12 protein-coding genes are annotated in these 14,290 nt (G+C 65.5%); all 12 read left to right on the top strand.

Features of this window, described 5'->3' with window-relative positions:
* The first annotated feature begins 372 nt into the window (after window positions 1-372).
* The 12 genes from ABWY06_RS03980 to ABWY06_RS03925 all read left to right on the top strand — a co-directional run bounded on the left by ABWY06_RS03980 (window position 373) and on the right by ABWY06_RS03925 (window position 13,947).
* Window positions 373-1,590 (top strand): hypothetical protein, encoded by a 1,218-nt coding sequence (locus ABWY06_RS03980; RefSeq protein WP_353924271.1) that lies wholly within the window; start codon window positions 373-375, stop codon window positions 1,588-1,590.
* A gap of 48 nt (window positions 1,591-1,638) precedes the next feature.
* A complete protein-coding gene (locus ABWY06_RS03975; RefSeq protein ID WP_353924270.1) occupies window positions 1,639-4,038 on the top strand; it encodes a hypothetical protein in 2,400 nt (799 codons plus the stop codon).
* An 85-nt stretch (window positions 4,039-4,123) separates the two neighbouring features.
* On the top strand, window positions 4,124-5,116 hold the full coding sequence (locus ABWY06_RS03970) for a hypothetical protein (RefSeq protein ID WP_353924269.1): 993 nt from the start codon (window positions 4,124-4,126) through the stop codon (window positions 5,114-5,116).
* Between the two features lie 74 nt (window positions 5,117-5,190).
* Window positions 5,191-6,108, top strand: coding sequence for a hypothetical protein (locus ABWY06_RS03965; RefSeq protein ID WP_353924268.1), 918 nt, complete (start codon window positions 5,191-5,193; stop codon window positions 6,106-6,108).
* Window positions 6,109-6,455: 347 nt separating this feature from the next.
* Window positions 6,456-7,205: a GntR family transcriptional regulator gene (locus ABWY06_RS03960; RefSeq protein ID WP_353924267.1), complete on the top strand. Its 750-nt coding sequence runs from the start codon at window positions 6,456-6,458 to the stop codon at window positions 7,203-7,205.
* Window positions 7,202-8,935, top strand: coding sequence for a fumarate reductase/succinate dehydrogenase flavoprotein subunit (locus tag ABWY06_RS03955; protein WP_353924266.1), 1,734 nt, complete (start codon window positions 7,202-7,204; stop codon window positions 8,933-8,935). The genes ABWY06_RS03960 and ABWY06_RS03955 overlap by 4 nt, the downstream gene beginning before the upstream one ends.
* Window positions 8,936-9,097: 162 nt before the next feature.
* Window positions 9,098-9,343: a 4Fe-4S dicluster domain-containing protein gene (locus ABWY06_RS03950; RefSeq protein ID WP_353924265.1), complete on the top strand. Its 246-nt coding sequence runs from the start codon at window positions 9,098-9,100 to the stop codon at window positions 9,341-9,343.
* 215 nt (window positions 9,344-9,558) lie between these two features.
* Window positions 9,559-10,965, top strand: a complete 1,407-nt coding sequence (locus ABWY06_RS03945) for an ABC transporter substrate-binding protein (protein ID WP_353924264.1) — start codon at window positions 9,559-9,561, stop codon at window positions 10,963-10,965.
* Window positions 10,966-11,058: 93 nt separating this feature from the next.
* Window positions 11,059-11,847, top strand: a complete 789-nt coding sequence (locus ABWY06_RS03940) for an ABC transporter permease (RefSeq protein ID WP_353924263.1) — start codon at window positions 11,059-11,061, stop codon at window positions 11,845-11,847.
* Window positions 11,844-12,698, top strand: a complete 855-nt coding sequence (locus ABWY06_RS03935) for an ABC transporter ATP-binding protein (RefSeq protein ID WP_353924262.1) — start codon at window positions 11,844-11,846, stop codon at window positions 12,696-12,698. Before ABWY06_RS03940 ends, ABWY06_RS03935 begins: the two co-directional genes overlap by 4 nt.
* A complete protein-coding gene (locus tag ABWY06_RS03930; protein WP_353924261.1) occupies window positions 12,695-13,663 on the top strand; it encodes a HEAT repeat domain-containing protein in 969 nt (322 codons plus the stop codon). Before ABWY06_RS03935 ends, ABWY06_RS03930 begins: the two co-directional genes overlap by 4 nt.
* Window positions 13,660-13,947, top strand: a complete 288-nt coding sequence (locus tag ABWY06_RS03925) for a DUF971 domain-containing protein (RefSeq protein WP_353924260.1) — start codon at window positions 13,660-13,662, stop codon at window positions 13,945-13,947. The genes ABWY06_RS03930 and ABWY06_RS03925 overlap by 4 nt, the downstream gene beginning before the upstream one ends.
* The last annotated feature ends 343 nt before the right edge of the window (window positions 13,948-14,290 follow it).

Raw genomic sequence — 14,290 nt, 5'->3', positions numbered from 1 at the left:
ACCTTGCTAGCACCTTGCTATTAACCGGCGCTGATCTACACCTAGAGGCACGTTCTTCGATCACCCGCCGCAGTAACGCAAGGGAATGCCGCCTATGAACGCTCCCAATTGAATCCTGACGCGCTCATCACCCCTGAGCTCGCCGTCGGATAGACCCTTCAAGCAAAGAAAACCGCCGCGCCCGGTTCGCCCGCGCGGTCATTCGGCACGCCCGTGATTCGGCAAAGCCCCTAAGGCCCGCGACTGGCGGGTTGCTTCAGATGCGTTTGCAACAACGGCAGGCCACAGCGATCGGGTGTGTACCACACGCCCCGCGCAAGGCAAGCCTGCTGGCTAGCAGGTCCCCACTCCCCTGAACAAGGAAGGTTAACCATGACTACGTCCACCGACATCCCCTCGACCTTTTCCCCACCCAGCGGCTTGCTGGTCGACAACCCCACCGCGGGGGCGCCACCGCTGTTCTGCCTGTTCACCCAGGACTGGATCCAGATGCAGGGTTTTATCGCCCAGGCGACCCAGCTCCCGGTCGCGACCGGTGATTTCAAAAGCAAATATGGCACCTTCACCGACGAGGCCGAAGTAGAGGGCTGCGTCGCGGCCATGAAGAGCATCCAGGGCTTGAGCACCCTGTTCGGCGATCCACTGGCGCTGCTCACCGAGCTGGCGAACAACCCGGCCATTTTGCAGAGCGATACCGCCCCTACCCAGCTGTACCTGCATATCGTCTGGTTCGCGACCAAGCTCTATCAAACCGCGACGACCTTCAACCAGACGCTCTCGCAGTTGATGGCCGTACTCAACGCGGTACCGCCCGACCAATTGCCCCAGGTACTGGCGTCAATCCTGACCGGGCCGGGCGGGCTGCAGTCCTCGGCGGTGTCCATGGTGACGCTGACCAATGCCTTGATCCAGGACCTGGCGAAATTCAACCTGCAGCTCACCCCGTCCATCAACGTCATGACCACCTATACCGCCAGCTCGTCGAAATTCTATACCGACGTGGTCAGCGCCATTGGTGCGGACGCCGCGGATGTCATCTCCTACCAGAGCGAAGCCGACACCGCTTACAAACTCTGGCGCGACCTGACCATCTCGGCGGTCACCACCTCGGTCGGGACCATGATCCTGAGCGGCGGCATGGCCTGGCCAATCTCCGCCACCCTGGCGGGCGTGTTGGGCGATCAGGCGAAAAAAGCCCGAGATGCTTACGACAAGGCCTGCGCCCAGCGCGATGCGGCCTCCAGTGACCAGCAGAAGAAACTCTCGCTGCAAAACGACCTCGGCGCGTTCAACCTGAAGATGGGACCGACCAATACCGCCGCCCAGGCCTTTCTGGCGGACCTGCAGCGGGTCTCGGGCGTCTGGACCAGCATCGGCTCCGACCTTGACTTTATCGCCAAGAACTTCACCCCTGCCCAGTTCGACAATCTGCCCGTCTGGAGCGCGGCCATGAAACTCGACCAGGCCACCCTGGATTGGCAAGCGATTGCCGCCAAGGCCAACGAATACACCAGCAACTCCCTGGTGACCTACAGCATCGTCCCCTTTGGCAGCCCGTTGCCACCCGACACCACGCCCGCCGGCCAATAGTCACCTGCGGTGTGGGTGCTGTTCAGTTTTTCCATCAAGGAGACACACATGAATAGGGTACAACAGGCGGTCCCGGTGAACTGGCCGCCCCTGCAACAACAGGCGGCCCCTTACACCACGTTGGTCAGCGTGCAGGATCCGGTTAGCGGCCTGATCGACGTCACCTACTGTGGCTTGAAAACCAACCTGTCGGATGTGCTGAAAGACCAGCCGGCCAGCGGCGTGCACAGCGTCGCCATTTTCGCCGACACCCTGGTGCTGGACGTGCCCACGGTGGCCACCAGCGGGTTGCTGCTGGTGGTGCGCAATATCGACACCAGCGCGCTCGCGGGTCAACCATTCCGCGCGACGCCTGGGGCCAATGGCGAGTTTATGGCGCAGGTCCTGGTCGGCGCGGCCGTGGGCGGCACCTTCAGCCTGGGCGTCACCGGGCAGGATGGGCAGGTCTCCCCAGCGGTGGGCAGCGACGCCCTGACTGCCAGCACTTATCTGGCCGCCCGCAATGAGCCGCTCAGCCTGTTGCCACCGAGCCCCGGCAACAACCTGGCCAGCCTGCTGGACTACTCGTGGAACATCAACAGCCTGTACGCCAGCTTTTCCGCCGCTGCCTGGCTGATGGACGACCCGGCCAACAGTTCGACCAACGACACGGCGAAAGCCATGCTGGCCTGGGTGGTGACCAGTACCGCCAGCCTGGCCACCCAGCAGCAACTGCCGAGCAACTATGGGCAGTTGTACAACCAGGCGGCGGCGCTGCTGGTGACCCTCAACGTCGCCTCGGGCGCCACCTTCGTGCCGGTGCTCTCGTCGACCTATTACAGCCAGCATATGAACGACATCCTGGTGGTCATCCGTGACTACGAGGGCCAGCTGCAAACCCTCGACACCCAGCAGGATATTGCCCAGGCCATCGCCACAGTCAGCGCGACCCTGGCGGGGGTCGCCAGCGACGAAGTCGCGCCGCTGCAGGCCCAGCTGGACAGCATCAACCTCAATACCCAATCGCTGTTCAACGATATCGTCCAACTGCGCGGCCAGTTTCTGTTGCAAACGCAACGGGCGCACACCGCCTTTCAGATCCTGGGCACCGAAATCACCCTCGACAGCATCAGGGCGCAATTGTCCGCCGAAATGGACCTGGCCATGTCGGTGATCAGCCTGGGCTTTAACGCAGTCAAGCTCTACGAAGGGGATCCCAGCGCGCTCAAGGACGCGATCAGCGACAGCGTCGACGCGATCAAAGGCTTGGTCGCTACCATCGACGCCGGCCAGCAAGGCAGTACCGACGACATGTCCACCCAGGCCAGCGCCCTGCTGCAAAGCCAGTCGGCGCTGATGGAAACCGTCCTCAATGGGCGCCTGCTGTGGCAGCAGGCGCTTGACCAGCACAGCGGCGGCATTTTGCCGGCCAGCCTGGCGTCGATCACCATCGACCCGGTCACCGACTGGGATAACTACATGGCCACCGCCGAGGCCAAGATCAGCACGCTGGAGCGCTCCATCGGCGGCAATGCGCAAGCCGCGGCCGACACCTACCTGGCCAGCCTGAAGATCCTGGCCGGCTACGGCAAGGCGATTGGTGGCAAGTATGTGGCCTATGTGGCGCAGCTGGTGCAGGCGACCATAGTGATCGCCCAGATCAAGGCGGCCAATGACGTTGAAGCACGCTGGCAAGCCACCCTGCAGAACGCGACGTCCGATGCCCAGAAACTGGTGGCCCTCAAGGCCCTGATCCAGGGGCGCCTGCAAGCCATCAAACGCTCGCTCTACCTGGCCTGGAGCTACTACGCCGCTTCCTATTTCTACCTGAATTTCCAGGCACCGCCGCGCACCGTGCACCTGGACATGGACGCCGCTGCGCTGGGCGCCGCCCTGGTCGGTGTCGCCGATTGGGTGGCGGCTGCGCAAGGCAACGCCCCCGCCGGTCAGTCGGTCCAGCTGCCCAGCACCAATGCCCATATCGAGCTCGACTTCGCCATCCTCCCGGTGGGCGGGGACAGCCCCACCGGCGATGCGGCCCTGCTCGACAAGACGGCGGACGGCGGATGGTCGCTGACCTTCACGGTGCCACTGGGCACGCCGCAACTGGACGGCGTACTGCCGAACCAGGGGCAATGCGCGATCTGGCTTTCCCAGGCGGCCTTTTTCCTCGACGGCGTGACGGCCAACAGCAAGGGCAACGTGATCGCCTCGGTCTCGACCTCGGGCACCTATCAGAACGGCCTCGGCTCGAAGGGCGATTTCACCTTTGTCACCAAGCCGCTGAGCGGCAACTATGCCTACCACGTGCCGGACCTGGACGTGTACAGCCCCTGGGCGATCAATACCGCGGTCTATATGACCCCCACGCCCTATACGCAGTGGAGCATCGTCCTGGCCCCGGGCAGCGGCGACCCCAGCAGCGCGACCCGGCTGCGGGTGAAACTGCTGATCGCCTACCTTTCGTGATCCCTGAGCCATAGCGGCAGGGTTTATCGACTCCTGGCACGCAACGTCTCCCGGCGTTGCGCGCGAACACCTGAAAGGATTCGCCATGTCGAACGTTATGACCGCCCCCTCCTTGGCCTCCAGCCAGTTCAGCGTCACCAGCCGTCGGCGCCTGGCGCCGGCGCCCCGGGCATCCTCCTGTACCCTCAGTGACAGCGGCGGTGCCCAGGCCCAGGCCTTGTCCGCCATGGCTGCGTTGTCCACGGCCTGTTCGAACGCGATCACCCTGGTCAACCAGAACCCGTTGGGGCGCTATGCCAACAGCGGCTCGTGCAGCTACGACTGCGGCTTTATGGAGCAGGACTGGAACTGGTGGGCCGACTATCGCCCCACCAACGCCAACCTGGCCCAACGCCTGTCCGCCATGAACATTGCCGCCTCCTATGGCGTGGCGTTTCAACCGACCCAGAACTGGCTGAATCAGGGCCTGCCCGGCTACGCCAACCAACTCAGCGGCAACCTGGCGACCATCAACGGGATCGATGCGGTGATTGCCGCCACCGGCAGCGAAACGCCGGAACAAAGCGCCCAGTTGAGCAGCGCCTTCACGGCGCTGGGCAACGCCTTGCAAAACAACCTGAATGAAGCCAATCAGGGGCTACAGAGCCTTGCCGGGTTCCTGTCCTGGGAGCAAGGATCCACCAGCGGTTTTCCTAGCTTCGTCGAGGGTTGCAAGACCTTTATCCAGCAAAACGCCACCGCTACGGAAAACAACCTGATCGGCCAGATCGCCTGCGGCGCCGACGATGTGCGTAATACCTACAACGCCATGTTTGCGGATATCGCTGCCAAGTTCGCCCGGATGCAACCCGGCTTCAACGATACCGGCAACCGACTGCAGAGCGCGCTGCAGGCCGGCGATGCCGTCACCGGTGTCTTTCTGGTGTTGCAGTCCAACAGTCAGCTGGTCAGCGGTCAACTGGCCCAGGCCCAGCTCTACCCGGCCGGCAGCGTGCTGAGAACAATGCACCTGAGCATCGTGCAGAACGAATGGGGCAGCTTCGTCCAACAGGCGAACAGCCAACTGAGCGCGGGATAGCGTCTGGCGCAGACGGCCACCGGCGGCCCGACCGAGCCCGCTGACAACACACCTTAATTGGATGGAAAACCGCGATGACCCGACCGACTGACCCCGACGCCGCTCCGCCCCTTGGTTTGCGTATGCCCAAGGCCATGAGCGTGCCCGGCATCTGCCGCGGCGCGCTGACCCAATGGCCCCAGCTGCATGCGGCCATCCACGAACTGAGCCTGGACCCCGCGTCCCGCCCCGCCTTTGTCGGTGGCCCCGGTGCCACGCAGGCACAGCGGGTCGGGGGCCCGGTGCAGCTGCAAGCCGCCCTGGCCAGCGATGCCGGTTACCTTTCACGCCCGACCCCGCCGCCCGACCTGTATGCCTGGTTCGTATGGCTGACCCTGCGGGTCTATCAAGGGGCCCGCCGCTTCAACCTGACGCTGCAGCACCTGCCGGATCTGTTCCAGGCGGCGCCCGGCACCACCCAGGCGGATCGCGGCGAATGGGTCAAGGAGGTGCTGGCCGGTACTGCCGGACTGCTGGCCTGCGCCCAAGGCATCAGCCTCCAGGCCAGCACCTTCGCCCGCCACCTGCACGGTATCGAAAGCGACCTGGGCGCGGCCAGAGCGGCCCATCAGCAGGCCGCCGAGGTGTTCAGCCAGCCCAGCCCGGTCGGCGACAACCAGCAGCCCGCGTCCATAAATGCCCATGGCCTGGCACGGCAACTGGCGCAGCAAACCCAGTATCAGTTGGCCCACCTCCAGCTGAGCGCCGCCCGCGTCACGGCACTGTCGGTCCTCGACAATATGACCAAGGCCACCGACACGCTGGTTGAGTCCTGGCAACGCATGGTGCTGCAGCTCGAAACGATTGCCGCCCGCCCGGTAGCGGAACTGGGCAATCTGGAGCTGCTGCGCAACACGTTTTATCTCGACGAGGCGACCCCTGAATGGGGCGCATTTGCCGGGGTTATTCAAGCCTTCGTCCAGGGCACCCTGCTCACCGTCCGGGCCCGCTAGCCCCTGCCCGCTTTGGCTAACCGCCTGCGCGGTTAGGACGGGGTCTGTGGGGACCGAGAGATTTCACCGTCGTTTCGCGAATTCGTAGGATGGGTTGAGCGCAGCGATACCCATCAGCCGGTCCAAGCCCCAGGTCTGCCTGTTGTTCCCCGATCACCCCTGCCACCCGCTCTGGATACCCACCTGCGCGGGTAGGACGGGTACCTGGGATGTGCGGAGGATTGCTTTTGGCCAGGAACGTCCACCCCTGGTCATATCCTTATTCAATAAAAGTATTTCCAACAGAAATTTTATGCCTCTATCGTCCACTTCAACTTGTCATAACAAGTACTGATCACGAGAACCCCATGGCCCAATTGCTACCGCTGTCTCCCGTCCCGCTCTACAGCCAACTCAAGGAATTGCTGCGCTCGCGCATCTTCGACGGCAGCTATGCACCCCACAGCCGCATGCCGTCCGAGAGCGAGCTGGGTCGGACCTTCTCGGTCAGTCGCATCACCGTGCGCCAGGCCCTGGGCGACTTGCAGAAGGAAGGCTTGATCTTCAAGATCCACGGCAAGGGTACGTTCGTCGCCAAGCCCAAGGCCTTCCAGAACGTCTCGACCCTGCAGGGCTTGGCCGAATCGATGACGCAGATGGGTTACGAGGTGCTTAACCGCCTGCGCAGCTTCAAGTTCGTCGCGGCTTCGGCGCGGGTCGCCGAGCGCCTGCAGGTGGCCGAAGACAGCCTGGTAACCGAGATCAAGCGGGTGCGCCTGATCAACCGCGAACCGGTGTCCCTGGAAATCACCTACCTGCCCCAGGCGGTCGGCGAGAGGCTGGAGAAAGCCGACCTGGTCACCCGCGATATCTTCCTGATCCTGGAAAACGACTGTGGCATCCCCCTCGGGCATGCCGACCTGACGATCGACGCGGTGCTGGCCGACAGCGAACTGACCCAGGCGCTGGGCGTCGAGGAAGGCGCACCGATCATGCGTATCGAGCGACTGACCCATGCCGCCGACGGCACCCCACTGGATTTCGAACACCTCTATTACCGCGGCGATGCCTTCCAGTATCGCCTGCGCATCGACCGGCAGAAGGACGGGCAGCCATGAGCGACTATCAGACCCTGGAGCAGGACTACGACATCGTGGTGATCGGCGGCGGCACTGCCGGGCCCATGGCGGCGATCAAGGCCAAGGAGCGCAACAAGAGCCTGCGCGTGCTGCTGATCGACAAGGCCAACGTCAAGCGCAGCGGCGCCATCAGCATGGGCATGGACGGCCTGAACAACGCGATCATTCCCGGCCACGCCACGCCCGAGCAGTACACCAAGGAAATCACCGTGGCCAACGACGGCATCGTCAATCAGGCCGCCGTGTACGCCTATGCCAGCCACAGCTTCGAGACCCTCGAGCAGCTGGACCGCTGGGGCGTCAAGTTCGAGAAGGACGAGACCGGCGACTACGCGGTGAAGAAAGTCCACCACATGGGCGCCTACGTGCTGCCCATGCCCGAGGGCCACGACATCAAGAAGGTGCTCTATCGCCAGCTCAAGCGGGCCCGCGTGGAGATCAGCAACCGAGTGATCGCCACCCGCCTGCTGACCGATGCCGAGGGCGCGGTCAACGGCGTGATGGGCTTCGACTGCCGCACCGCCGACTTCCATGTGATCCGCGCCAAGGCGGTGATCCTCTGCTGCGGCGCCGCCGGGCGGCTCGGCCTGCCGGCATCCGGCTACCTGATGGGCACCTACGAGAACCCGACCAATGCCGGTGACGGCTATGCCATGGCCTACCACGCCGGCGCCGAGCTGGCGAACCTCGAATGCTTCCAGATCAACCCGCTGATCAAGGACTACAACGGCCCGGCCTGCGCCTACGTCACCGGCCCGCTGGGCGGCTACACGGCCAACAGCCAGGGCCAGCGCTTTATCGAGTGCGACTACTGGAGCGGGCAGATGATGTGGGAGTTCCACCAGGAACTCGAAGGCGGCAACGGCCCGGTCTTTCTCAAGCTCGATCATCTGGCCGAGGAAACCATCCAGACCATCGAGGAGATCCTGCACAGCAACGAACGTCCCAGTCGCGGCCTGTTCCACGCCAACCGCGGCACCGATTACCGCAGCAGCATGGTCGAGATGCATATTTCCGAGATCGGTTTCTGTAGCGGCCACAGCGCCTCCGGCGTGTGGGTCAACGAGAAGGCGGAGACCTCGGTCAAGGGCCTGTACGCGGCCGGCGACATGGCCGCCGTGCCGCATAACTACATGCTCGGCGCCTTTACCTACGGCGCCTTCGCCGGACAGAACGCGGCCCTGTACGTCAGCGAACGGGATTTTAGCCCGCTGGACGGGGCGCAGATCGAGGCCGAGCAGGCGCGTGTCTATGCGCCGCTCGAACGTACCCAGGGGCTGCCGCCGGCCCAGGTGGAATACAAGCTGCGGCGGTACGTCAACGACTACCTGCAACCGCCGAAAGTGACCAAGAAAATGGAAATCGGCCTGGCCCGCTTCGACGGCATCCGCCACGACCTGGACCAGCTCAAGGCCCACAACCCCCATGAGCTGATGCGCGCCCTGGAGGTCAGCGTGATCCGCGACTGCGCCGAGATGGCCGCGCGCGCCTCGCTGTTTCGCCAGGAAAGTCGTTGGGGCCTGTACCACCACCGGGTCGACTTTCCCGAGCGCAACGATGCCGAGTGGTTCTGCCACTGCCATCTGAAAAAAGACCAACAGGGCCAGATGGTCAGTTTCAAGAAGCCGGTCGAGCCCTACCTGATCGCCCTCGACGACGACGAACAGCAGGCCTACCAGCAGCTGCGGGTCAAGAGCGTCGCGGCGTGAACGCTGATGTTCATTCCCAGGCTCCGCGTGGGAATACCACCCCGGACGCTCCGCGTCCGTGGGTGTCGACGCGGAGCGTTCGGACAGGGGTTACCACGCGGGAGCGTGGAAATACTCAGTACTGAAAAAAAGCGAGAGCCGCAGGCTCCAAGGAACCGTGACATGGCGTTTCAACCCCAGGATATTTTCTTTCGCAGCAACGCCCCGGTGACGGTGGACGAAGACAAGTGCATCGCCCACAAGGGCTGCACCGTGTGCGTCGACGTCTGCCCCATGGACCTGCTGGCCATCAACCCGGCGACGCAGAAGGCCTATATGGCCTTCGACGAGTGCTGGTACTGCATGCCCTGCGAGAAGGATTGCCCGACCGGTGCGGTCAAGGTCGAGATTCCATACCTGTTGCGTTGACGGTTTCCTTCTCCCTCCGGGAGAAGGTGCCCGAAGGGCGGATGAGGGATGTCCGCACGGACTGAATGCCCCTCACCCCGGCCCTCTCCCAGCGGGAGAGGGTGAAAAAGCCATCCGGCCAACCACCGGACGCCGCACTGAAAAGCCCCTCGTTTCCCACCAGCCCACCGCATGGCGGAGACGATTCCAACATTGATGATTCGAGGGGAAACACCATGCTTCTGCGCACCACCCTTGCCGGCCTCGCGCTGGCCATCGCCAGCGCCTCGGCCTCGGCGCAAACCATCCGCATCGCCATCGGCACCCAGGACACCACCATCAACTGCGCCGCAGGCGGCCTGCTGATCCGTGAGCTGGGCCTGCTCGACAAGTACCTGCCCCGCGAAGGCCAGTACCAGGACGCGCAGTACCAGGTCGAGTGGAAAAACTTCACCAGCGGCGCGCCGCTGACCAACGAGATGGTCGCCGGCAAGCTGGACTTTGGCGCCATGGCCGACTTCCCCGGTTCCTTCAATGGCGTGGCGCACCTGGAGGCCGGCAAGCGCAGCCTGTTTATCAGCGTGCTGTCCGGCAGCATCCTGGGCAGTGGCAATGGCATCGTGGTGCCGGCCGCCTCCGCCGTGCAGTCGCTGCAGGACCTCAAGGGCAAGACCATTTCCGTGCCCTTCGCCTCCACCGCCCACGGCATGCTGCTGCGCGCCGTGGCGGCCCAGGACTGGGACCCGGAGAAAGACCTGCGGATCATCGCCCAGGCCCCCGAGATCGCCGGCTCGGCGCTGCGCAGCAACCGTATCGAGGCCCATGCCGACTTCGTGCCGTTCGCCGAGCTGTTCCCCAACCGCGGCTTCGCCCGCAAGATCTTCGACGGCTCCCAGGCCCAGGCGCCGACCTTCCATGGCGCCTTGGTGGACGCCGACTACGCCAGCAAGTACCCGGAAGTGGTCACCGCCTACCTGCGCGCCAGCCTCGAGGCCGACCGCCTGCTGGCCGCGGAACCGGAAAAGTACAGCGAGCTGATCGAGAAAGTCACCGGCATCGAGGCCGAGGTCAACTACCTGTTCCACGGCCCCCTGGGGCTGCAGACCCGCGACCTGAGCTGGAAGCCCGAATACCGCCAGGCGCTGGCGACCTCGATCGACACCCTGCTGTTGCTGAAGAAGACCCAGCGCGGCCTGGACACCCAGCAGTTCGTCGACGACCGCTATATCCGCGCGGCCTTCAAGGCCTCCGGCCTGGATTACCAACGGCAGCTGGCCAACTACGCGCCGCAACCACTGGTGGCCAAGGACGCCTCGACGGGCCAGCCGATCACCGACTTCAAGCGGCTGGCGCAGATCTGGGTGCGCGGCGAAGCCCAGGTGCGCCACTACGCCTCCCCGGAAGCCGCACTGACCGCCCTCGCCGCGCTGGAAAAGGACGGCAAGGATATCCGCGCCATCTACGCCCAGGCGACGGACAGCGGGATCAAGCTGCTGGCCAACCAGGCCTGGTTCGTCCGCGACGGCGACGGCCGGCTGAGCGCCTTCCTGCTCAAGGACCAGGCCGAAACCTATGCCCAGCAGCACGGCGGCACGCCGCTGGACTTCGTCGGCGCCAACCAGCAGCTGCTGGCCAGCCGCTGACACACGCCCTACCGCTGCCTCGGCGTGGGGATAACCCCTCACACCGTCACTCCCGCCCAGGCGGGACTCCAGAAACCGGCTGAGGAGTCGCTGATGAGCCGTTCCACCCTGTACCGCTGGCCCCTGCGCATCGCCTCGCTACTGGCCTGCCTGCTGTTCTGGCAGCTGGCGGCCAGCCAGCGGCTCGACCTGGGGCTGATCGCCTTTACCCATGTGCCGACCCCGGGCGCGGTACTGCAGGCGGCCCTCGGCCTGTTCGCCTCAAGCAAGCTGCTGCCGCACCTGGGCAGCAGCCTGGCCCGGGTGTTGGCCGGCTACCTGGCCGCCGCCCTGGTCGGGGTGCTGCTGGGCCTGGCCATCGGCCGTTCGAGATGGGCCGCGGACAGCCTGCTGCCGCCCCTGGAAGTGTTGCGGCCGATCCCCGCGGTGGCCTGGATTCCGCTGGCCATCCTGATGTTCCCCTCGTCGGAGCTGTCGATGGTCTTTATCACCTTTACCGGCGCGCTTTTTCCCATCCTGCTCAACACCATCCATGGCACCGAGGGCGTCGATCCGCGCCTGATCGCCTCGGCCCGCAGCCTGGGCGCCGGACGCCTGGCGCTGCTGCGCGAAGTGATACTGCCCGGGGCGGCACCGAGCATCGTCACCGGCCTGGCCATCGGCATGGGCACCTCCTGGTTCTGCCTGGTGACCGCCGAGATGATCGCCGGCCAGTACGGCATCGGTTACTACACCTGGGAGTCCTACACCCTGCAGAACTACCCCGACATCCTGGTCGGCATGCTGCTGATCGGGCTGCTGGGCATGGCCAGCAGCAGCCTGGTAAAAGCCGGCGGCACGCTGCTGACGCCCTGGTACCGGCCACAGGGGAGCAGCCGATGAGCCTACAGCCAACCCGCCTCGGCCTTGGCCAGGTGCAGGTCGAGCAGTTGACGATTCGCCTGGGCGACGGCGCCCAGGCCTTCGAGGCGGTGCAGTCGCTGGATTTTGCCATCGCGCCGGGGGAGTTCGTCTGCATTCTTGGGCCGTCGGGCTGCGGCAAGTCCACCCTGCTCGGCGCCCTGGCCGGGCACCTGCCCCCCAGCACCGGCACGCTGCGGGTCGATGGACGGCGGGTCGACGGCCCGTCCCCGGAGCGCGGCATGGTGTTTCAACAGCACAGCCTGCTGCCCTGGCGCAGCGTGCTGGACAACGTCGCCTTCGGCCTGAAGATGCAAGGCCTGGGCAAGACCGAACGCCAGCGCCAGGCGGCGGACTTCCTCGGCCTGGTCGGCTTGCAGGATTTCGCCCAACGCTGGCCGAACCAGCTGTCCGGCGGCATGCAGCAGCGCGCCGAAATCGCCCGGGTGCTGATCAACCGACCGCACCTGCTGCTGATGGACGAGCCCTTCGGCGCACTGGACGCCCAAACCCGCAGCAAGATGCAGGAGCTGCTGCTGGAGATCTGGACCCGCCTGCGCACCACCTTGGTGTTCGTCACCCACGACATCGACGAAGCGCTGTTCCTGGCCGACCGCATCCTGGTGATGAGCCCGCGCCCGGGCCGTTTTATCCAGGACTTGCGCCTGGACTTTCCCCGCCCACGGCGCGCCGGCCTGCTGACCAGCCCCGAGTTCGTCCGCCTCAAACGCCATTGCCTGGAGCTGCTGCGCCACGAGGACGGCCGAGAATTGCCGCGCCTGACGCCACTCGGGCTGCCCACCGACTTCTCACCACTGCGAATCGCGTTATGACCGAACCCAACACCGATATCCGCGAGATCCTCGCCCTGCTGCCGCGCCTGACGGATGCCGACGCCGGGGTGCGGCGCATCGCCCTGATCGACCTGGCCGATCTGGAGGAACCGGAGGGCCTGCCTTGGCTGGTCCAGGCCCTGCACCAGGACCCGGACGGCGCGGTGCGGGCCGAGGCCGCGCGCCTGCTCGAAGCCTGGGAGGAACCCGAGGCGGTCGGCGCGCTGTGCGCCGCCCTGGCCGATAGCGACCACAGCGTGCGCGACGCGGCGGCGCAGAGCCTGAGCGAACTGAAAAGCCTGGAGGCCGGTACGCTCATCCTGCCCTGGGCCGACCATGCCGACGCCTTCGTGCGCAGCCGCGCCTTGCGCGCCTTGCGCGAACTGCGCCTGCCCGACAGCGTGCCGGTAGCCCTGCGGGCGCTGCACGACCGCGATGCGCGGGTGCGCCGTGAAGCGGTGGGCATCCTCGGCTGGCTCAAGCAGCGCGACGCCCTGCCCGCCCTGGCGCGCCTGGCCAGCGAGGACCCGGACACCGAAGTACGGCGCGCCGCCACCGGCGCCCTGGGGCTGGCCTGCGACCCGGAGGTATTACCGGCGCTGCGGACCGCCCTGCGCGACCGTGAATGGCAGGTGCGCGAGGAAGCCGCCACCACCCTGGGCAAAATCGGACTGAGCGAAGGCGGCGACGCCCTGGTCGAAGCCTTGGCCGACAGCTACTGGCAGGTGCGCCTGCGCGCCGCGCGCGCCCTCGGCACCCTGCGCCATGCCGGCGCGCGCGAGGCGCTGGCCGAACTGCTCGGCCACAGCATCAGCAACCTGCGCAAGGAGGCGGCACTGGCCTTGGGTGAACTGGCCGATCCAGCTGCCCTGCCAGCCCTGCAGGCGGCGGAGCAGGACGGCGATCCCGAGGTGCGCAAGGCCGTGCGCATTGCCTTGACCCAACTGCAACGGAGTCCACGATGAGCGCGCCGGAGCGTATCCACAACCAGCGGGCCGCCGGCGCCCTGCAACTGCACTGGGCGGACGGGCACCGCCTGACCCTCAGCCATGCCCGCCTGCGCGCCGCCTGCCCCTGCGCCCAGTGCCGCGCCGGGCGTCTGCAGGGGCGCATCGCCCTGGTCGACCCGGGGGTGCGTCTGACCACCATTCACCCCCAGGGTTATGGCGCGCAGCTGGTGTTCGACGACGGCCATGCCCGCGGCCTCTACCCTTGGGCCTATCTGCGCGAACTGGGGACGGTGGGTTAAAGGCAGCGATCCGCCAGCCTCAGGGGCTGTCGCGTCGATTCGGCGTAGGGCGGCCTCGGCGCGCCGTCCAGCGACAGCCCGCCGTCATGGGTCACCGCTCTCTATAGCGAAAGGCTTACACGACGACACTGCATTCCGCTCTATGCCACCCGATGTGTGCCCCCTAACATAAGCCCCATGACTGCAGCACTGGATGCGCTCAGGCAGACCCCGCCAGGATGGCATTTCGATACGGATATCGATCAAGGTCAGCACAAACCCGCTTCGGCGGGTTTTTTCATGGTCGCGAAAAAGTGCGGGGCACCGTGCCCCTGGCGCCAGTGCCAGTCCCCACGCACCGAAA

Origin of the sequence: Pseudomonas sp. (assembly GCF_040514055.1) — a bacterium.
Taxonomy (GTDB): Bacteria; Pseudomonadota; Gammaproteobacteria; order Pseudomonadales; family Pseudomonadaceae; genus Aquipseudomonas.
Note: the sequence above shows the minus strand (reverse complement) of the source record. Positions and strands in the feature narration are given on the sequence as shown.

What these genes read in the sequence shown, in the direction of transcription:
- ABWY06_RS03980 (WP_353924271.1), top strand. Translation starts at nt 373, where the DNA reads ATGACTACGTCCACCGACATCCCCTCGACCTTTTCCCCACCCAGCGGC.
- ABWY06_RS03975 (WP_353924270.1), top strand. Translation starts at nt 1,639, where the DNA reads ATGAATAGGGTACAACAGGCGGTCCCGGTGAACTGGCCGCCCCTGCAA.
- ABWY06_RS03970 (WP_353924269.1), top strand. Translation starts at nt 4,124, where the DNA reads ATGTCGAACGTTATGACCGCCCCCTCCTTGGCCTCCAGCCAGTTCAGC.
- ABWY06_RS03965 (WP_353924268.1), top strand. Translation starts at nt 5,191, where the DNA reads ATGACCCGACCGACTGACCCCGACGCCGCTCCGCCCCTTGGTTTGCGT.
- ABWY06_RS03960 (WP_353924267.1), top strand. Translation starts at nt 6,456, where the DNA reads ATGGCCCAATTGCTACCGCTGTCTCCCGTCCCGCTCTACAGCCAACTC.
- ABWY06_RS03955 (WP_353924266.1), top strand. Translation starts at nt 7,202, where the DNA reads ATGAGCGACTATCAGACCCTGGAGCAGGACTACGACATCGTGGTGATC.
- ABWY06_RS03950 (WP_353924265.1), top strand. Translation starts at nt 9,098, where the DNA reads ATGGCGTTTCAACCCCAGGATATTTTCTTTCGCAGCAACGCCCCGGTG.
- ABWY06_RS03945 (WP_353924264.1), top strand. Translation starts at nt 9,559, where the DNA reads ATGCTTCTGCGCACCACCCTTGCCGGCCTCGCGCTGGCCATCGCCAGC.
- ABWY06_RS03940 (WP_353924263.1), top strand. Translation starts at nt 11,059, where the DNA reads ATGAGCCGTTCCACCCTGTACCGCTGGCCCCTGCGCATCGCCTCGCTA.
- ABWY06_RS03935 (WP_353924262.1), top strand. Translation starts at nt 11,844, where the DNA reads ATGAGCCTACAGCCAACCCGCCTCGGCCTTGGCCAGGTGCAGGTCGAG.
- ABWY06_RS03930 (WP_353924261.1), top strand. Translation starts at nt 12,695, where the DNA reads ATGACCGAACCCAACACCGATATCCGCGAGATCCTCGCCCTGCTGCCG.
- ABWY06_RS03925 (WP_353924260.1), top strand. Translation starts at nt 13,660, where the DNA reads ATGAGCGCGCCGGAGCGTATCCACAACCAGCGGGCCGCCGGCGCCCTG.